We start from the raw sequence: 19787 nt of genomic DNA on the forward strand, positions 1-19787 counted from the left end.
ATGAATCCCTTCATTCGCCTGCATCCGGCCGACGATGTCGTGATCGCGCGCAGCCAGCTGGTCGGCGGCGCCAAGGTCGAAGACTTCGCCGTGCGCGGCCTGATTCCCGCCGGGCACAAGGTGGCGACGCATGACATTGCCGCCGGCGAACCGGTGCGCCGCTACAACCAGATCATCGGCTTTGCGAGCAAGGCCATCGCGGCCGGCGAGCACGTGCACACGCACAACCTCGACATGGGCCCGGACAAGGGCGCCGTCACGGAAGGTTTTGTGCGCGACTACGCGTTCGGCGCCGACGTGAAGCCGGCGCCCGCGAAGCGCGAGGCCACGTTCATGGGCATCAGGCGCGCCGACGGCCGCGTGGCGACGCGCAACTACATCGGCGTGCTCACCAGCGTGAATTGCTCGGCCACCGCGGCGCGCGCCATTGCCGACCATTTCTCGCGCAAGACCAATCCATCGGCACTGGCGGCCTACCCGAACGTCGACGGCATCGTGGCGCTCACCCACGGCACGGGCTGCGGCATGGACACGCAGGGCATGGGCATGCAGATCCTGGAGCGCACGCTCACGGGCTACGCCACGCACCCGAACTTCGCGGGCGTGCTGGTGGTGGGCCTGGGCTGCGAGGCGAACCAGATCAATGCCTGGCTCGCAACCGGCCACCTGGCCGAGGGCGAGAACTTCCGCACCTTCAACATCCAGGACACCGGCGGCACGCGCAAGACGGTGGAGAAAGGCATCGCGCTGATCAACGAGATGCTGCCGCGCGCCAATGCGGTGAAGCGCGAGCCGTGCAGCGCGGCGCACATCACGATCGGGCTGCAGTGCGGCGGCTCGGACGGGTACTCCGGCATCAGCGCCAATCCGGCGCTGGGCGCGGCGGTCGACCTGCTGGTGGCGCATGGCGGCACGGCCATCCTCAGCGAAACGCCCGAGGTCTATGGCGCCGAGCATCTGCTGACGCGCCGGGCCGTCCGGCGCGAGGTCGGCCAGAAACTGGTGGACCGCATCAAGTGGTGGGAGCACTACACAGCGATCAACGAAGGCGAGATGAACAACAACCCCTCGCCGGGCAACAAGGCGGGCGGCCTCACGACCATCCTCGAAAAATCGCTCGGCGCCGTGGCCAAGGGCGGAACCAGCAACCTCGAGGCGGTGTACGAATACGCCGAGCCGGTGACCGCGCACGGCTTCGTCTACATGGACACGCCGGGCTACGACCCCGTGAGCGCGACCGGGCAGGTGGCGGGCGGCGCGAACGTCATCTGCTTCACGACCGGGCGCGGCTCCGCCTATGGCTGCGCGCCCTCTCCTTCGCTCAAGCTCGCGACCAACTCGGCGCTGTGGCAGCGGCAGGAAGAGGACATGGACATCAACTGCGGCGAGATCGTGGACGGCACCAGCTCGATCCAGGAGATGGGCCAGCGCATCTTTGAACTGGTGCTCGCCACGGCGTCCGGCGAGCCCTCGAAGAGCGAGAAGCATGGCTACGGCCAGAACGAATTCGTGCCGTGGCAAGTCGGCGCCGTGATGTAGTAGCTCGCCCCCAGGCTGCGCGCACTTCGTGCCGCTTCTCCCTCCCCCTACCGGGGGCAACACCAGCGGCCCGGCAAAGCCGGTTCCGCGGTGTTTCACGAACGGGCCTGCTGCGCGGCCCTTGATCAAACCCATGGAGTCAACTGATGCCCAAGACCCTTCCCGCCGCTACGTTGCGATCGCAATGCGCCCAAATCCTGACGGCCGCCGGCAGCACGCCGGCCGAAGCCGCGCAGGTCGCCGGCAATCTGGTGCTGGCCAACCTGAGCGGCCATGATTCGCACGGCGTGGGCATGCTGCCGCGCTATGTCGATGCGGTGGCCGAAGGCGGACTCACGCCGAATGCCGCGGTCAAGGTCAACGCCGACATCGGCACGATGCTCGCACTCGATGGCCAGCATGGCTACGGCCAGATCGTCGGCGTGCAGGCGATGGAGCTCGGCATCGCGCGTGCAAAGCAGCACGGCAGCTGCATCTTCACGCTCGCGAATGCGCACCATCTGGGTCGCATCGGGCATTTCGCCGAAATGGCGACGGCCGAGGGCCTGGTCTCGATGCACTTCGTCAACGTGCTCTCGCGGCCCGTGGTGGCGCCGTGGGGCGGCGGCGACGGGCGCTTCGGCACCAACCCGTGCTGCATCGGCATTCCGCTGGCGGGGGCCGAGCCTTTCCTGCTCGACTTTGCGACCAGCCGCGTGGCACAGGGCAAGATGCGCGTCGCCCACAACAAGGGCGAACAGGTGCCGGACGGCTACCTGATCGACGAGCGCGGCGCGCCCACCAACGACCCCGGCGTCGTGGTGGTGCCGCAATCCAATGGCCTCTTCGGCGCACTCATGACCTTCGGCGAGCACAAGGGCTACGGCATGGCGATGGCGTGCGAGCTGCTTGGCGGCGCGCTCAGCGGTGGAGGTACCTGGCATCGCCCGGCCGACACCGCCCGCACGGTGCTCAACGGCATGCTGACGATCCTGATCGACCCCGCCAAGCTGGGAACCCAGGCCAGCTTCGAGCAGGAAGCGACGGCCTTCGTCGACTGGCTGCGCCAGAGCCCGCCGGGTGCCGGCTTCGACCAGGTGCAGATTGCCGGCGAGCCGGAGCGCGCGGCGCGCGTGGCGCGCGAGCGCGAGGGCATCTGGCTCGACGATGCGACCTGGGGAGAAATCGTCGCGGCCGGTTCGAAGATGGGCGTGGCGATCGCGTAAAGGCCTGTGCCGCTAACGGCGTGCTTTGCGCGACTTCTGGCTCAGCACGATCGCAATGCCGCCCAGGATGGCCACCGAGGCAGCCGCCAGCCGCGGCGTGATTGCTTCCGACAGCAGCAGCACGCCGCCGATTGCCGCCAGGAGCGGCACCGACAGCTGCACGGTGGCCGCCTGCATGGCCGAAAGACGGGCCAGCGCCGCGTACCAGACGACATAACCGAGGCCCGAGGTCAATGCGCCGGAAGCCACGGCCAGTGCGATGCCGGTTGCATCCACATGGGCGCGGGCGACGAAAACCAGACTCAGCGCCAGGGCCAGCGGCACGGCCCGCAAGAAGTTGCGCGCCGTGGCGGCCAGCGGGTCTGCCACGCCGCGGCCGCGGAGCGAATACACGCCCCACGCCACGCCGGCGATGGCCATCAGCGCGGCACCCAGGAGCGGCGGCGCCGCGACGCCCGGCAACACCAGGTAGACGAGCCCGCCCGCGGCCAGCACGAAGCCCAGCCATGCAACCGGCCCGAAGCGCTCCCCGGAGCCCAGGCCCGCGCCGAGCATCGTGAGCTGAACCGCGCCGAACAGGATCAGCGCGCCCGTTCCCGCCGGCAGGCTGAGGTAGGCGAACGAAAAAAACGCGACGTAGGCGAACAGCATGGCGGCGGCGAGCCAATCGACACGGGCGGGCGAAGGCGGCCGCGCCCTGAGCCGCACGACAAGGGCCAGCGTGAGCGCACCCGAAACCAGCCGGATGCTGCCGAAGCTGGCCGGATCGATGCCCTGATGCTGCAGCGCCAGCCTGCACAACAGCGAATTGGCCGCGAACGCGATCATGGCCGCCGCGGTGAGGACGATGGTCTGCAGGAGGGACGGGGCGCCGCGCGCCTCGGACACGGCTTCAGACATGCGTCGCCACCATGAAGACGGCCCAGCCCAGCAGCGCGAACCCGAGCGGCGCGCTCAGGCGATGGCCCCAGGGAACGTTCTTTTCCAGCGCCATGACGGCGGCCAGCAGAAGCATCCAGCCGAGACTGCCGGTGCCGAGCGCGAACATCAGCAGCATCAGCGCCCAGCAGCAGCCGACGCAGAACAGGCCGTGGTGCGTGCCCAGCGCGAACGCTTGGCGGGCTTGCGCCTGGCCCCGCCAGTGCTCGATGACGAAGCTCAAGGGCGTGCGGCACTTCTCCAGGCACCGGTGCTTGAGGCGGCTGAACTGGAAGGCTCCGGCCAACGCAATGGTCGCGGCACCGATCACCCAGCCGTGCCAGGCCAGCGTGGGCGCGCTGGCGAGCAGGGCCAGCACCGCACTGTGGAGCCCGTGCGCCAGCAGCCCGAAGGCACCCCACACGGCCATGTAGCCGAGTCCCAGCAGCATGAGCAGGCGCGCATGGTCCGGGCGCCCCGCGGTCAATCGGTCGAAGGCGTTGAACAGCGGCAGCGTGGTCGGCAGCATCATGGCCGCCGTCATGAGGATCCATGCCGCGGCGTAGAGCACCGCGGGCACGATCACGCCGCCGGCGGGAATGGCCTGGCACAGGAACGCGGCCGGCCCCGAGGCGGTCCAGTCGCCGTGTTCGAGATAGCGCCCGTAAGGGCTGCGCGCCCAGGCCCACAACGCCATCCACGCAAGCGTGACCAGTGCGGCGAGAACCGGCAGGAACACGCGGCGATGACGGGTGACGTTGCGCGGCGGCGAGCCGGCCGTCGGGTTCATTGGCTAACCTTCGTGCTTCGCACTGCGGTGCGAGCTTGCCTGGGTCGGCCCGGCGCGGCGCTCATGCGTCGAAGACGAAGGTGCTCTGCAGGGCGTTGTGGTTCTTGATGTCGAGATCGATGCCGAGGGCGGCGTTCTTCGAGCGGTAGGTCGGAGCCTTGCCGACGAACACCGGCGCGCCCGGAACCGTCGAGAACACGGTGTCCGAAAGCGTGGTCTGGCCGCCGGTCGCGCCGCGGTAGGGTTCGAGTTCGGCGTAGTAATCCTTGCCGATCTCCAGCTCGCCCTTACCTTCGTTCACGGTGAAGCGAATGGGCGCCCGCTCGACCGACACCACCTGGCCGATGAGTGCGGCCAGATCGGCGATCGGCCCGCCGGCCTTCCCGGTGTAGACCTTGAGCAGCGCCTCTTCCTGCGCTTTCGAGGCGTTTTCGTCGACGAAGATCGCCGCCGTCCAGTTGCCTTCGAGGATGTTTCCGGGCACATGCGCCACGGCCGCGATGGTGTTGCCGCCGACATCGACGCCGTCGATGGTTCCCTTGTCGATGCGCCACGCGACGATGGTGTCGCAGGTGCCGTTGTCGGGGTCTTCGCCGATCCAGCAAGGGCACAGGACGTTGCAGTTGCATACCTCGAGCAGGCGACCTTCCAGGTGATAGCTCATACGAACCTCCGTTCAGAAGCCACACGAACACGGACTTGTCGCCGCGATTCAGCGGCAAGGGGGCGCTGATCGTACGCCTCGCAACGAGGCAAGTCGAGTGCGGCGCCCGGACCCGCGCCATCCCCTGGGTACCCTCTTCGGGCTGCCGGCTCAGCTGCGGCTGGCGTCGGGCGAAGCCGATCGCCAGGGCAGCGCCCCTGGATGCGCCTTGCCTAGACGATCAGCGCGATCGTGGCTTCGAGATGCTCCGAAGGCGCGCGCCGGAAGCCGGAGCGCGTGAATCGCTGCAGCTGGCCGACCACGAAGGCCGTGAGCGCGGCGGCGCGCACCTGCGCGTCCACCGTGGGCGTGGTCGAGCCATCCGCCGTGGCGGCGCCGCGCAGCACCTGGCGCAAGGTGGCTTCGATCTTGTCGAAGAACTGGTTCATGCGCTGCTGCAGCCGCTCGTTCTCGAACACCAGCGCATCGCCGACCATGACGCGCGTCATGCCGGGGTTGCGCTCGGCAAACTGCACCAGCAGCGTCAGGATTCTTGCGGCCTGCTGGGCACCCGTTGCGCCCTCGCGCTCGAGGATCTGGTTCACCAGGGTGAAGACGCTTTGCTCGATGAAATCGATCAGGCCCTCGAACATCTGGGCCTTGCTCGCGAAGTGGCGATAGAGCGCGGCCTCGCTCACATCCAGCCGCGCAGCCAGTGCCGCGGTCGTCACCCGCTCGGCGCCAGGCTGCTCGAGCATGGCCGCCAGCGCCTGCAGTATCTGCACGCGCCGCTCCCCGGGCTTGGGTCGCTTTCGCACCGGAGCTGCAGGGGTCAGCGTCTCTGTCTGGGTTTCTACGCCGGGATGGCTTGTCTCTTCGTTCTGCATGGGAGCGCGTGCAAAGATGTAATCAATTGATTCTCGCACAGGGCCGCTCGCAGTGAGCGCGTGCCAACCAGCCCCCGGAAAGCTCGTACAGAATCGGGTCCAGCAAACAGAAAAGAGATCACATGGCCCAAAGCAGCGTTCTGGTGACTGGCGGGGCAGGCTTCATCGGCAGCCACACCTGCGTGGCGCTGGCCGCCGCCGGATACACGCCGGTCATTCTCGACAATCTTGGCAACAGCGACGTCCGCGTGCTGGAGCGGTTGCGCCAGATCACGGGTAGCGCACCGCGGCTGATCGAGGGCGACGTACGCGACAGGGCGCTGCTCGACCGCGTGCTGGCCAGCGAACGCTTCTCGGCCGTGATCCACTTCGCGGGCCTCAAGGCCGTCGGCGACTCGGTGGCCGACCCGCTCACGTACTACGACAACAACGTGCATGGAAGCCTCGTGCTCGCTTCGGCCATGCAACAGGCAGGCGTCCGTACGCTGATTTTTTCGTCGTCAGCCACGGTGTACGGCGAACCCGACCAATCGCCCATTCCGGAAGGCGCGCCCTGCAGGCCGGCCAATCCCTATGGGCGTTCGAAGCGCATGGTGGAAGAAGCGCTGATCGATCTGCACCGCGCCGAGCCGGGCTGGCGCATTGCGCTGCTGCGCTATTTCAACCCGGTGGGCGCCCATGAGAGCGGACGCATCGGCGAACATCCGCAAGGCAAGCCGAACAACCTGATGCCCTTCGTGTGCCAGGTGGCGGTGGGGCAGCGCGACAAGCTGCTCATCCACGGCAACGACTATCCGACGCCCGACGGCACCGGCGTGCGCGACTACGTGCATGTGATGGACCTGGCCGAAGGGCACGTGGCGGCGCTGCGGCACGCAGAAAGCCAGGTGGGCCTGGTCACGCTGAACCTCGGCACCGGCCGCGGCGCCTCCGTGCTCGAAGTGGTGCATGCCTTCGAACGCGCAAGCGGGCGGCCGCTTCCTTATGAGGTCGGCCCGCGCCGGCCCGGCGACGTGCCTGCGTACTGGGGCGATCCGTCGCTCGCAGAAGCAACCTTGGGCTGGCGCGCGCAGCGCGGGCTCGACCAGATGTGCGCGGACAGCTGGCGTTGGCAGCAGGGCAATCCGAACGGGTACGACACCGCATCCGTCCAGCGCTGACGTTGGCGGCAATGCCGCGACATGCGGCAAGCGCCGGGATCAAAACGGCGCCTTGTCCTTCAACAGACGGTATAGCGAATTGATTACGCTGGTAACGAAGGCATACCTCCGTATTGAATAAGCCAAGGCTCAAACAGCCTGTTACTGCCGGCAGCTCTTTCACAGCTGCTTCTCTCGGTATTCTGAATCGAAGGGATTTCTGCCAGCCAGAGAACCCTCGGTACCGCTCACACTTGAAGACTTGGGAGAATGACTTGTCTATCGATCAAGCGCGATATACCCATTGGGCTGCGGCGCGCCGGTTTTCATCTTTCGCCGATGCCGCGTACCTGGCTTGGACTGAAGAAGGCGCATCGTGCTCCAAAGCACAAGATGCGGCGCTGGGTCTCGAACTGGCGAACTTCCCCTACCAACACGGCATCACCTTCGCAATCGCTGACAACGGCAATGATGAAGAGTTGCGCACCACATTGGCATCGCTCTCCGCTCAGTCGTGCCGTCGATTCGATGTGGTGGTGACGTGTCAGCCTTCGCGTGCGGCATCGGTCAACACGGCGCTCCTGTTCGTCAAGGATTCGGTCAATGTCCGCCTCGTGGCATCCGGTGCATCGGCAAGCCGCACCGAGCTGCTGCAGATCGCACTCGCGCACTCGACTGAAACCTACTTCGGAGTGATCCTGGCAGGTGACAGGCTCGCTCCGTCAGCTGCTTCTTCCGTGCATCTCACGCTGGCGAAATGGCCGGAGGCGGTCATCGTCTATGCGGACGAGGACTGGATCACTGAAGACGGCACGCGCTGCAAGCCGCGTTTCAAATCTGCGTGGGACCCGGAGGGCCAACTGGGGTTCGACCTGCTGGATGGTTTGTGCGTGATGAAGCGCTCAGCCGTTCTGGAAGCGGGAGGCTTTGGCGCCGAGTTCGAACCGGCGGCACGCTACGACCTGCATTGCAGAGTGGCCATGCCGCTGCACTGCAGCCAGATACGCCATATTCCCCTGGTGCTGTATCACCGGCGAGTTCCGCCGGTCATGAATGCACCTGACGCGAGGGACGCGATCAAGACCTATGCGGCGGCGGCCAGGCGGGTTGCCGCAGAAGCAGCCTTCCAGCAGACGGGGACCGCAGTCGATGTCTTGCCATCGCCCGTCGCTGAATTTGTCAATCACGTTCGACGGCCCTTGCCCAACCCTGCTCCCAGGGTGAGTGTTCTTGTGCCGACACGGGATCGCGCGAACCTGGTCAGGTCCTGCCTGAATGGCTTGCTCAAGCAAACCGACTATCCCGATTTCGAAGTCATCATTCTCGACAACGACAGCATCGAGCCGGCCACCATGGCCTTGTTCGCCGAACTGCGCGCGGACCCGCGCGTTCGCGTGCTCCGCGTTCCCGGCCCTTTCAATTTCTCGGCCATCAACAATGTCGGCGCGCAAGCCTCGACGGGAGCGGTGCTCCTCTTCTTGAACAACGACATCGAAGTATTGGATGCCGGGTGGCTGAGAGAAATGGTCAGCGAAGTCATGCGGCCGGACATCGGCTGTGTCGGCGCAAAGCTCCTGTACGGCAACGGCTCCATCCAGCACGCCGGGGTCATCCTGCAGCGCGGACCGCTGGCAATGCATGTTTGCCGCATGGACGATGCCACGGCCTCCGGAGTGGACGGGCGGCTTGCGGGCACGCGGGGCTACCTGGCGGTCACAGGGGCCTGCCTCGCCGTTCGCCGCTCGGTGTTCGAGCAGGTTGGAGGATTCGATGGCGAACATCTGGCGGTCGCCTACAACGATATCGACTTGTGCCTCAAGGTGAACGATGCGGGATACCGCAACATCTGCACGCCATTTGCATCGTTGCTGCACCTTGAAAGCGCTTCACGCGGACAGGACCACGCGTCCGAAGAGAAGCGGCAGCGCGCTCAGCGCGAGCAGGACCACACCAGCGCCAAGTGGATCGATCGCTTCGAAAACGACCCCTATCACAACCCGAATGTCCTGCTGGACTGGTTCACCGGCGCGCGCCTGGCCCAGAACGCCGGACAGCACTGGCAGCTCGCGCGCTAAGGCCGCGGTTTCATCGACCCTCTAGCGGAGGCCCGGATGCGTCCGGGCAGGAACACACAATGAAAGAACCCACCATCATTCTTCCGACGGTCGACAAGTCGCTCGACGTGCTGACGCACCCGGTGCTGGACCCCCTCTTCTGGACACCGCATCTTCTCGGCAAGGCCAGCGCCTGGTGGACCCACACGCCGTTCGCGTTCTGGATCGTGGCCGCATGCAAGCCAGGCTTGCTGGTGGAACTGGGCACACACAACGGCGTGTCATATGCGGCGTTTTGCGAAGCCGTCGCCCGAATCAAGTCGTCCACGCGCTGCTACGCGGTGGACACCTGGGCCGGGGACGAGCATGCCGGGCATTTCGACGCGCAGGTCTATCACGAGCTTCGCGACTTCCACGACAAGCACTTCAGCGCATTCTCCGAGCTCCTCAAGTCCACCTTCGACGACGCTCTGCCTTACTTCGCCGACGGCTCGATCGATCTGCTGCACATCGACGGCTTCCATACCTACGAAGCAGTCAAGCACGACTTCGAGACCTGGCTTCCCAAGCTGTCGGACAAGGCCGTGGTGCTGTTCCACGACACCAATGTGCGCAGCGGAAATTTCGGTGTCTTCCGGTTTTTCGCGGAGCAGGCACGGCACTATCCCTCCTTCGAGTTCCTGCACGGCCACGGACTCGGCGTGCTGGCAGTTGGTGATCGCGCACCTGCCGCTGCCATGGCGTTGTGCAACCTCGAACCCGAACGAGCGGACGCAGCCAGGGCCCGCTTTTCGCATCTTGGGACGCGCTGGTTCGTCGCTACCCGCGAACAGCTCGGTTCGGCGGAGCTGCATCAGCGCATCCATGAGGCCAATGCGCTGCGCGCGCCCGTGGAAGCAGAACTTGCGCAAGTAGCGGCAGCCCGCGTCGCCGAGGCCGAGGCCCGTGCCAGCGCCGAAGGCAAGGTGGACGCCTTGTCCCAGGAGGTGGCCCACAAGGCAGCCCAGTTGCAGGACCTGGACAAGCAAGCCAGCGATGCGCAAGCGAAGGCCGCCCAGGCCGAAGCCGCCGCCCGTGCAACGGGCTTCGCCCACGAGCAGGCGAACAGGCGCGTGGCGGAGCTTCGCAATGTCGTGGCGCAATTGGCAACCGACCTGAACAGGGCGCGAGAGGACTTGAAGGAAGCAGGCGAAGAGACGAATCTTCAGAAGCGGATTGCGCTCGCCTGGAAGGACTTCGCCGATCTGAAGGGTGAACGGATCGATTCCCTGACAAAGCGCTTCTCGCGCCTGCGGATCGATCCATCCTTGAGCGTGAAGGCCAAGGTGCGCAAGCGTATCCGGCTGCTTGCCAAGCGCCTTTCCGGCCGGCCTGTCAATCTCGCGGCGGTCGAAACCGTCAGGTTCTCACCTTACTTCGATCGGGACTGGTATCTGAGTGCCTACCCTGACGTGGCGTCCTCGGGCGTAGACCCTGCAGAGCACTACGTTGCCTACGGTGCGGCCGAAGGACGCGACCCCGGTCCGTGGTTCTCCGGCACCGAATACGCGGCGCGCTACGGGGATGCGGCGGGCTTCAATCCGCTGCTTCACTACACGCTGGTCGGAGCGCGAGAGGGCCGGCGCGCCGGACTGGGCGGGGACGACCAGGCAGACCCGCCTCTTCCTTCCTTGCCCAGCCGGGTCTTCTCCATCTTCTACGTTTCCGGCGAGGCGGATACACCGGGCCATCAATATCGCGTAGCGCGCTACATGGAGGCGGCACGCATGAATGGCGTCCCGGCAGAGTGGATCCGGCAGGACCAGCTCGAAACGCAGCTCCAGCTGACGTCAAGGCACGACGTGATGATTCTCTGGCGCACCCAGTGGAGCCCCGCCCTCGAAAAAGCCATAGGACTGATGCATTCGCAAGGCAAGAAGGTCATGTTCGACGTCGACGACCTGATGATCGAGCCGGACCTGGCCGACACCAAGGTGATCGACGGCATCCGGTCCAACGCCCATCCGGAAGCGGCGGTGCGCGAGCTTTTCGCGAGCGTGCGCAGGGCCATGCTCGCGGCCGACGTGTGCATTGCCAGCACCCAGGAACTGGCCTACCACATGCGTTGTGCGGGCAAGACCACCCATGTGCTGTTGAACGGCTTCGACGACCAGACTTTCGAACTGTCCAGGCGCAGCGCAGTGCAATGGCGCAGCGCGCGGCCCGACAACCTGGTGCGGATCGGCTATGCGGGCGGATCGCGGACGCATCAGCGCGACCTGGGGCTTGCCATCGAGGCGATTGCGCGCCTGCTCCGCGAAAACGATCTGTGCCGCCTGGTGCTCTTTCAGACCGACTCCGGCATGCGCCTGGTCGACGTGGAGGAATACCCCGTCATGGCCGGCCTGGAGCACCGGATCGAGTGGCGGCCTTTCCAGACCTTGGAAACATTGCCGCGCGAAATAGCGCGCTTCGACATCAATATCGCGCCGCTGGAATTCGGCAATCCGTTCTGCGAGGCCAAGAGCGAATTGAAATTCTTCGAAGCCGCTCTGGTCGACGTTCCGACCATCGCTTCGCCGACCGGCCCCTTCACGCGGGCGATCGAGCACGGCGTTTCGGGCTTTCTGGCCACCAGCGCCGACGACTGGTACCACTACCTTTCGACCCTTGCCTCGGACCAGACGCTCAGGGCCAGCATCGGCTCGGCCGCGTTCCTGCGCGCCATGGCTTCCTACGGGCCGCTGCAGCGCGCCGCAAAGTTCGGCCTCGTGCTCGACCAGCTGCAAGGCGACGCCCTGGCCGCGCGGGCCTTTGCGCTCGATGCCCGCGTGCGCTCGGCGCCGGTTCGCCGGCCCAGCCTGATGCCGCTGAAAGTACTGTTCGAACACAGGGCCGATGCGGGCGAGCTTGCAGAAGTCTCGGTCGTCATTCCGCTCTACAACTACGAGCAGTTCATCGTCGAGGCGCTGGAATCCGTCCGGACGCAGACGCTGGCGGTGCTGGACCTGGTGGTGGTGGACGACTGTTCGACCGACGGTTCGCTGAACACGGTGCTGGCATGGGCCCGGCAGCACGCCACGCGCTTCAACCGCGTTGTGGTCGCCCAACATGAGTCGAACCGCGGCCTCGGCCTGACGCGGAACGCGGCTTTCAATCTGGCAGACAGTCCGTTTGTGCTGCCCCTGGACGCAGACAACCGGTTGCGTCCGAAATGCTGCGAGGAACTGCGCCGGGCCATTCGCGCCCAGGGCGTGGCGTTCGTCTATCCGACCATCCAGCACTTTGGCGCCTCCAGCGCCATGCTCGGCGAAGATCGCTACGAGCCGCAGCGTCTCGTGGCCGGCAATTACATCGACGCAATGGCGCTGGTCTCGAAGGAAGCGTGGGCAATCGTCGGTGGCTACAACCACGTTCGCCACGGATGGGAGGACTACGATTTCTGGTGCCGGCTCGCGGAGCAGGGCCAGCGTGGCTTCCGGGAGCCGCAGACGCTCGCCGACTATCGTGTTCATGCGGGCTCGATGATCAAGGCCGAGACGACGGTTCCAGAGAACTATCGCCGCCTGATCGAGAACTTCAAGGCCCAGCATCCCTGGGTGTCGCTGATCGACGAGCGGCTTGCCCGCAAGCCGCCGGCCCTGCAGGTGCATCTGGGGGACGACACCATGAAATCGCGGCTTCAAACGCTGCTGCCGATACTTCGCTGTCCCAAGACCGGACTCAAGCTGACCGCCGACGCGGGGAGGGACGCCCTGGTGACCGTGGACGGCTGGAGGACCTGGCCGCTCGTGAACGGCCGCCCCGTTCTTTGCGACGGCCTCGGCGAGCCCGAAGTGAAGCCTGCCGACCATGTCAGCAACGCGTTGCCGCCCGAAGCCCTGAAGCTCGCAAGGAGCACCAAGGGATGGGTCCTGAATCTCAGCGGCGGAAGTTCGCAGGAGAAGATCGAGAACGTGGTCGAGGTCGAATACAGCCTGTTCAGGCATACCGACGTGGTAGCGGACGCCCACGTCCTGCCATTCGACGACGAGGTCTTCGACGCGGCGATCGTCATGAACGCCTTCGAACACTATCGCGAACCGCAGAAGGTGGCGGCGGAACTCCTGCGGGTACTGAAGCCCGGTGGCCGCATCCTGGTTCGGACCGCCTTCATGCAGCCGCTGCACGAGAGGCCGTGGCACTTCTTCAACTGCACCCGCTACGGGCTGGAGCAGTGGTTCCGGGAGTTCGAAGCCGAGCGGGTCCGGGTGTCGGAGAATTTCTCGCCCAACCACGCCGTCAGCTGGCTTGCGTCGGAATGCGAGCAGGCGCTGCGCGCCAACGTGTCCGACGAAGCTGCCGAGCGCTTCCGGGATTCCTCCACGGGCGAACTCGTGGACCTGTGGCGCGATCCGTCGCTGCGCAGCACGCCGCTCTGGACCGATTTCGAAAAGCTGCCCCAGTCGGTGCAGGAGATTGGCGCCGCGGGGTTCGAACTCCTGGGCCGGAAACCGGCGGTTGCCAGGGTGAACGGCTAGATCCGATCGCCCAAGCCGAAAGCGGCCTCAGCGCGCGCGAATCATCGTGCCGTAGGCCTGGTCGGTCAGGATTTCAAGCAGCATGGCGTGCGGCACGCGGCCGTCGATGATGTGCACCGCGTTCACGCCGCTCTTGGCCGCATCGAGCGCGCCTTCGATCTTGGGCAGCATGCCGCCCGAGATGGTGCCGTCGGCGAACAGGTCGTCGATCTCGCGCGCGCTCAGGTTGGTGAGCAGCTTGCCATCCTTGTCGAGCACGCCGGGCGTGTTGGTCAGGAGCATGAGCTTCTCGGCCTTGAGCACGGTGGCCAGCTTGCCGGCTACGACGTCGGCATTGATGTTGTAGCTCTCGTTCTCCTCGCCGAATCCGATGGGGCTGACAACGGGAATGAAGGCGTCGTCCTGCAGCGCCTTGACCACGCTGGGGTCGATGGAGACGATGTCGCCCACCTGGCCCACGTCGTGGTGCAGGTTGGGGTCGGTGCGGTCCGCCATCTTGAGCTTCTGTGCGCGGATCATGCCGCCGTCGCGGCCGGTCAGGCCCACGGCCTTGCCGCCGGCCTGGTTGATCAGGCCCACGATGTCCTGCTGCACCTCGCCGGCCAGCACCCACTCGACCACTTCCATGGTTTCGGCGTCGGTGACGCGCATGCCCTGGATGAAGCTGCCCTTCTTGCCCAGCCGGTTGAGCGCCGCCTCGATCTGCGGGCCGCCGCCGTGCACCACCACCGGGTTCATGCCGACCAGCTTGAGCAGTACCACGTCTTCCGCAAAGTCGGCCTGCAGCGCCGGGTCGGTCATGGCGTTGCCGCCATACTTGATGACGATGGTCTTGCCGTGGAACTTGCGGATGTACGGCAGCGCCTGGGCCAGGATCTCGGCCTTGTCGCGCGGGGGAATATTGAGGACGGGGTCGGTCATGGGCGGTCAGGCTCCAAAGCGAAGGACGATGAGAAGAAATTCTCGCAAAGAAAGATGCCGTCAGGGGCGCAGCCAGCGCGGCACCTTGAAGCGCACGATCATGAGGTACGCGCCCACATAGGTCGTGACGAACAACAGGCAGAACAGCATGAGCACGATGGTGTTGTTCCAGAACAGCACGGCCGGCACCACCGACAGAGCCGCGAACATCCACAGGTAGGGCGAGGTCCTGTTGTTGCGGGCAAGCAATTGCCTCGCCTCGTCGTCGGCAAACGCCACCCGCACGATGCGGCGGAAGATCAACTGGTGAAAGTGCAGCGCATCGGCCGTGCCGGGCGACTGCCCGCGCGCCAGCTTGCGATAGATGGAAAACAGCGTCTCCCACACCGGGTAGATCAGCAGCAGCATCGGAAACCATGGCGAGACGACGCGGTGCCGCTGCACCAGCGTCACGCAGGCCACCGCAATGACCATGCCCCACACGTAGGCGCCTCCGTCGCCGGCAAAGATCTTGCCGCGCGGATAGTTCCAGATCAGGAAGCCGACGGTGGCGCCGACCAGGCACACCATCATGGCCGCCAGCTGGCGATCGCCCACCTGCAGGGCCACGTGCGAAATGGCCAGGCAGACCAGCACCGCCACGGTGCCGGCAAGCCCGTTGTAGCCGTCGATGATGTTGAAGGCATGCGGCAGGCCGCCGATGGCCAGTGCGGCGAACAGCACGGCGCCATACGGAACCATGGCCAGCCACCCGTCGACCGTCTCGATGCCCGTGCGCGACAGGCTGAGCCCGAGCACCCAGCACACGAGCAAGGCGGAGCCGATGGTGAGCCCCAGCCGGTAGCGCACCCTGACGTTCTGCGTGACGTCTTCGACGATGCCCGCAAGCACAGCCGGCGCAATGCACAGCAACGTGAGCATCGAGGTCTTGACCGGCCAGGAGACGTTGAACGGATCGGTCCCGGTGATGCCCGCGGCCAGCCAGGCCGCGCCCATGCCGAGCAGGATGCCCGCCCCGCCGAGCCGGGGCACGTGGCCCCTGTGGAAGCGCTGAGGCATGTCGGTGCCGTAGAGCCGCGCATGCCTGCGCGCGCGGCGCATGAACAGCTGGACCGCAAAGGCGGAGACGAAAAAACTGATGACGATCAGAGCAATCATGTGTGGGTGTTGGGGAACCCTAGAATTCCCGAGCGAAATTAGACCATGCCAGCGCCCTCCCCCTCCCAACCCCCGATCACCGTTTCGATCGTCAGCCACGGCCAGCTCGCGCTGGTGCTGCCGCTGCTCGAGCAGCTCGACCGCTTCAGCCGCGCCTCGACCGCCAAGGTGGTGCTCACGCTGAACATCCCCGAACCCGACCTGCTGGCGGGCCTGGAATGGGGGTTTGCCATCGAGCGCATCGAAAACGCGAGCCCCAAGGGGTTTGGGGCCAACCACAACCAGGCATTCGAGCGCTGCGATACGCCGTGGTTCCTGGTGCTCAATCCGGACATCCGCTTCGACGGCGACGTGCTGGCCCCGCTGGTCGCACAGGCCGCGCCGGATGCCGGCCTCTTGACGCCGCGCATTCTCGAGCCGGGCAAGCACACCCCCGAGCAGCACCGCGCGATCATCACGCCGCTCGAGATCCTCACCCGGCGCAGGCCCGGCTATGCGCGCCCGGCAGTGCCGGCCTGGATTCCGGGCCTGTTCATGCTGTTTCGCAGCGACGCCTACCGCCAGATCGGCGGTTTCGACGAACGTTTCTTCATGTACGGCGAAGACTTCGACATCTGCGCCCGGACCCGGCTGGCAGGCTGGAAGCTGCAAGTGGGGGAAGACCTGCTCGCGCGCCACGAGGCCCAGCGCGCCAGCCGCAGCAGCAAGAAGCACCTGTACTGGCACGTGACCAGCCTGCTGAAGGTGTGGAGCTCGACGGTGTTCTGGCGCTACCTGCGGGCCCGCCCCCGCCAGCCCTGAAAAAAGGCGCTCCTGCGTTTGCGAAGACAATCCGGGGCCGGGAAGCCCGCATCAGAGCCGCTTTCCCCTCCCACACGACGACGATGACGACAACCAGCAGCCCGACATCCCCGCAGGAACACGCCCACCTGGTTCACCCCAAATACCGACCCGACATCGACGGCCTGCGCGCCGTCGCGGTGCTTTCGGTGCTCGGCTACCACGCGTTTCCGCAGTGGATCAAGGGCGGCTTCATCGGGGTCGACATCTTCTTCGTCATCTCGGGCTTCCTGATCACGACGATCATCCTGGGCAGCTTCGAGGGCGACGGATTCAGCTACCGCGAGTTCTACGCGCGGCGGGTCAAGCGCATCTTTCCCGCGCTGGTCCTGGTGCTGGCGGCAAGCTTTGCCTTCGGCTGGTATGCGCTGCTGCCGCACGAATGGGAACAACTCGGCAAGCACGTGGCGGCGGGCGCAGGGTTCGTCTCGAACTTCGCCTTCTGGAGCGAGGCCGGCTACTTCGACAACGCGGCCGAGACCAAGCCGCTGCTGCACCTGTGGTCGCTGGCCATCGAGGAGCAGTTCTACATTTTCTGGCCCGTGCTGCTGGGCCTGGCATGGAAGCGCAAGTGGCGCGTGCTCGCGGTCGTGGGGGCCGTGGCGGCCCTGTCATTCCTGCTCAACGTCTCGACCATCCACAGCCACCGGACGGCGGCGTTCTATTCGCCGCTGTCTCGCTTCTGGGAACTGATGATCGGTGGCATGCTGGCGTACATGCGGCTGCACAGGCCAGCGCCCAGGCCGGGCTGGGGGCGCCATGCGCAATCGATCGCCGGACTGGTGCTGATCGGCCTGGGCCTCGCCTACATCCGCGGCGGCAAGGCTTTTCCGGGGTTCTGGGCCATCCTGCCGACCTTGGGCGCCTTCTATTGCATCGCGGCCGGGCCGTCGGGCGTGCTCAACCGCTACGTGCTCGCCTCGAAACCGATGGTGTGGGTCGGCCTGATCAGCTATCCGCTCTATCTGTGGCACTGGCCCCTGCTGGTCTACGCGCGCATCGTCGAGGGCGACGTGCCCTCCAACGGCCTGCGCGCGCTGATGCTGCTGGCCGCCTTCGTGCTGGCCTGGCTGACCTACCGTTTCGTCGAACGCAGCACGCGCCGCAGCGAAAACAACACCGTGATCTCGGTGCTGGTGGCCGTGATGGTGGGCTTCGTCGTCCTGGGCACCCTGGCGGCCACACGGTACTACGTGGGACGCCATAGCGACCCCTACTTCAACAAGACGGCTGCGGCCGCCAAGGACTGGGGCTACCCCGACGGACTGAGCCCCATCAAGGTCGACGGCGAGGTGCTCCAGCAGATCGGCCATGGCAAGCGCAGGGTGCTCTTCTTCGGCGACAGCCACATCGAGCAATACGGTCCGCGCGCCGTGGAACTGAGCAAGATCGCACCCGACACCCTCGATTCGCTCTCGTTCGCAACCTGGGGCGCCTGCCCGCCCGTCCCCAACGTGGTCGACGAAAAGAACGCCCTGTGCGGCGAGCGCCGCGACGGCGCCATGCGCCTGGCCATCAGCGACAAGTTCGACGCGGTGGTGTTCGGCGGCTGCTGGAACTGCTACTTCTCGGAAACCGGCAAGCCCGATGCCGCGAATGCGGAGATGGACCGCTACTACTACTTCGACGGCAAGACCAAGCGGCGCTTCATGGGCGGCGGCGGCGTGGATTTCGCGCTCAACATGCTCGAGGCGGTGATGACGAACCTTGCCAGGCACAAGCAGGTTTACCTCGTACTGGACAACCCGGTGGGCGAAGGCTTTGGACCCGAAGAGTTCATCAAGGGGGGCCGTCTGGGCGACATGACCGTAGGACGCATGACGCCGACCGCGCCCTGGGCGCCGGCGCAGAAGGAACTTCACGAGCGCATGCGCCAGATCGCGAAGCGTAGCGGCGCAATCGTGATCGACCCGATCCCGACGTTGTGCAAGAACAGCGAATGCACCCGCGCGGATGCCGATGCCACCCCGATCTACAAGGACTCGGGCCACCTGCGCGCCGAGTACGTGCGCAAGTTCGCCACCTACATCGACGTGGCGATGAGCACGCAGAAGCCGCCGGCCGAAGCCGCGCGATAGTCGGCCAGGCGCTTCCCGGGCGCCGGATCAGCCCCTGTAGAGACGCCGCAAGCGGCGAATGACCGGCAGCCGCGTCATCGTGCCTACGAAGCGCACCATCCCCGGCGTGCTGTTTTGCAGCAGTCGGAGCGTGATCCACAGGCGCAGCTTTGTCTTGCGGCCCACATAGGGATTGGCGAAGACGACACCCGCATATTCGGCAAGTACCGCGCTCATTTCGGCGCGGTATTCGGAATCGGTCTTGATTGCCTCGATGGCCTCGTTCACGAAGAACGGGTGGAAGCGCGGCATCAGGTAGTCGCGAAGATAGTAGCGGCCGCGCTGGTGCTCGTCGGGAAACATCTGCAGCAGCTTCTTGAAGTATTTGAAGCGGCTGCGGACCATCCGGATGCCGAAGGATGTGCTGGCCGTATGAATGCACCAGACCGTGACGGCCTTGTCCACGAATTGATTGCTGTAGCCTTTGCGGAAGATGCGCAGGAAGAGGTCGTCGTCCTCGTAGCCCATGAACTGGGGGTCGAAACCGCCCACCGACTCGAAGGCTTTGCGGTTCACCAGGCTGGCCGAAGGCAGCACGAACATGTCGTAGCGCAGCAGGTCGAAGATGCTGCGCTTGGGGTGCTTGGCATGGTCCTTGACGACGTCCGTGCGGATCACGTTGCCATCGGCATCCGCTTCGAACAGATCGGCGTAGACGTACCCAAAGAGCGAATCGTCGGGTGGAATGGCGTTGACCAGCGTCTCGATGTGGTTGGGCAGGTAGAAGTCATCCTGGTCCAGGAAGCAGAGGTAATCCGACGTGGACGCGGCGACGCCGGCATTGCGCGCCGAGCCCTGCCCTCCGTTTTCCTTGTCGACGATGCGGAACGGATAGCGCGCCGCGAGCGCGCCGAGTGCCGCGCGCTCCTCGGGCCGGGAGCCGTCGTTGACCACGATCACTTCGTTCGCGGGAACCGTCTGCTCGAACACGCTGCGAACCGAGCGCTCGATGAAGTCGGCACCGTTGTAGAACGGGATGATCACCACCACGCTGGGCGAAGCGCCCGGGGCGCCGGCGATGGATACAGGAGAGGGATTCGTGGGGGTCATTGTTTTTCTGGAGTGACGCGATTTTGC

Annotated in this window: 14 protein-coding genes; 7 read left to right on the top strand and 7 right to left on the bottom strand. The window is 65.7% G+C overall.

The annotated features are described in order from the left end of the window. On the top strand, window positions 1-1539 hold the full coding sequence (locus tag ACAM55_RS20980; protein ID WP_369653379.1) for a UxaA family hydrolase: 1539 nt from the start codon (window positions 1-3) through the stop codon (window positions 1537-1539). A 146-nt stretch (window positions 1540-1685) separates the two neighbouring features. After that, complete coding sequence (locus ACAM55_RS20985) at window positions 1686-2744, top strand: malate/lactate/ureidoglycolate dehydrogenase (RefSeq protein WP_369653380.1); 1059 nt, start codon at window positions 1686-1688, stop codon at window positions 2742-2744. A 12-nt stretch (window positions 2745-2756) separates the two neighbouring features. Here ACAM55_RS20985 and ACAM55_RS20990 read toward each other — a convergent pair whose 3' ends face one another. The 4 genes from ACAM55_RS20990 to slmA all read right to left on the bottom strand — a co-directional run bounded on the left by ACAM55_RS20990 (window position 2757) and on the right by slmA (window position 5982). Next, window positions 2757-3644 (bottom strand): DMT family transporter, encoded by an 888-nt coding sequence (locus ACAM55_RS20990; RefSeq protein ID WP_369653381.1) that lies wholly within the window; start codon window positions 3642-3644, stop codon window positions 2757-2759. Next, on the bottom strand, window positions 3637-4452 hold the full coding sequence (locus ACAM55_RS20995; protein ID WP_369653382.1) for a DUF2182 domain-containing protein: 816 nt from the start codon (window positions 4450-4452) through the stop codon (window positions 3637-3639). The genes ACAM55_RS20990 and ACAM55_RS20995 overlap by 8 nt, the downstream gene beginning before the upstream one ends. Window positions 4453-4513: 61 nt before the next feature. Beyond that, window positions 4514-5116 (bottom strand): DUF1326 domain-containing protein, encoded by a 603-nt coding sequence (locus ACAM55_RS21000; protein ID WP_369653383.1) that lies wholly within the window; start codon window positions 5114-5116, stop codon window positions 4514-4516. A 212-nt stretch (window positions 5117-5328) separates the two neighbouring features. Next, complete coding sequence (gene slmA, locus ACAM55_RS21005; protein ID WP_369653384.1) at window positions 5329-5982, bottom strand: nucleoid occlusion factor SlmA; 654 nt, start codon at window positions 5980-5982, stop codon at window positions 5329-5331. Window positions 5983-6104: 122 nt separating this feature from the next. On the opposite strand from slmA, the gene galE reads away from it, so the two are divergent. From galE to ACAM55_RS21020, 3 genes are all read left to right on the top strand, one after another. Then, entirely contained in the window at window positions 6105-7142 is a 1038-nt protein-coding gene (gene galE, locus ACAM55_RS21010; RefSeq protein ID WP_369653385.1) for a UDP-glucose 4-epimerase GalE, read from the top strand. Window positions 7143-7396: 254 nt separating this feature from the next. After that, window positions 7397-9196, top strand: a complete 1800-nt coding sequence (locus tag ACAM55_RS21015) for a glycosyltransferase (protein ID WP_369653386.1) — start codon at window positions 7397-7399, stop codon at window positions 9194-9196. Further along, window positions 9082-13674 (top strand): class I SAM-dependent methyltransferase, encoded by a 4593-nt coding sequence (locus ACAM55_RS21020; RefSeq protein WP_369653387.1) that lies wholly within the window; start codon window positions 9082-9084, stop codon window positions 13672-13674. The genes ACAM55_RS21015 and ACAM55_RS21020 overlap by 115 nt, the downstream gene beginning before the upstream one ends. Before the next feature lie 27 nt (window positions 13675-13701). Here ACAM55_RS21020 and argB read toward each other — a convergent pair whose 3' ends face one another. Beyond that, window positions 13702-14595: an acetylglutamate kinase gene (gene argB / locus ACAM55_RS21025; RefSeq protein ID WP_093021615.1), complete on the bottom strand. Its 894-nt coding sequence runs from the start codon at window positions 14593-14595 to the stop codon at window positions 13702-13704. A gap of 60 nt (window positions 14596-14655) precedes the next feature. Next, window positions 14656-15753, bottom strand: a complete 1098-nt coding sequence (locus ACAM55_RS21030) for a glycosyltransferase family 4 protein (protein WP_369653388.1) — start codon at window positions 15751-15753, stop codon at window positions 14656-14658. A gap of 45 nt (window positions 15754-15798) precedes the next feature. On the opposite strand from ACAM55_RS21030, the gene ACAM55_RS21035 reads away from it, so the two are divergent. Both ACAM55_RS21035 and ACAM55_RS21040 read left to right on the top strand, forming a co-directional pair. Next, window positions 15799-16554, top strand: coding sequence for a glycosyltransferase family 2 protein (locus tag ACAM55_RS21035; RefSeq protein ID WP_369653389.1), 756 nt, complete (start codon window positions 15799-15801; stop codon window positions 16552-16554). Window positions 16555-16637: 83 nt separating this feature from the next. Then, window positions 16638-18671, top strand: coding sequence for an acyltransferase family protein (locus ACAM55_RS21040; protein WP_369653390.1), 2034 nt, complete (start codon window positions 16638-16640; stop codon window positions 18669-18671). Window positions 18672-18698: 27 nt separating this feature from the next. Here the strand turns inward: ACAM55_RS21040 and ACAM55_RS21045 are convergent, their stop codons facing one another. Continuing rightward, entirely contained in the window at window positions 18699-19760 is a 1062-nt protein-coding gene (locus ACAM55_RS21045; protein WP_369653391.1) for a glycosyltransferase family 2 protein, read from the bottom strand. Window positions 19761-19787 lie beyond the last annotated feature (27 nt).

Origin of the sequence: Variovorax sp. V213 (assembly GCF_041154455.1) — a bacterium.
Classification (GTDB): Bacteria; Pseudomonadota; Gammaproteobacteria; order Burkholderiales; family Burkholderiaceae_C; genus Variovorax.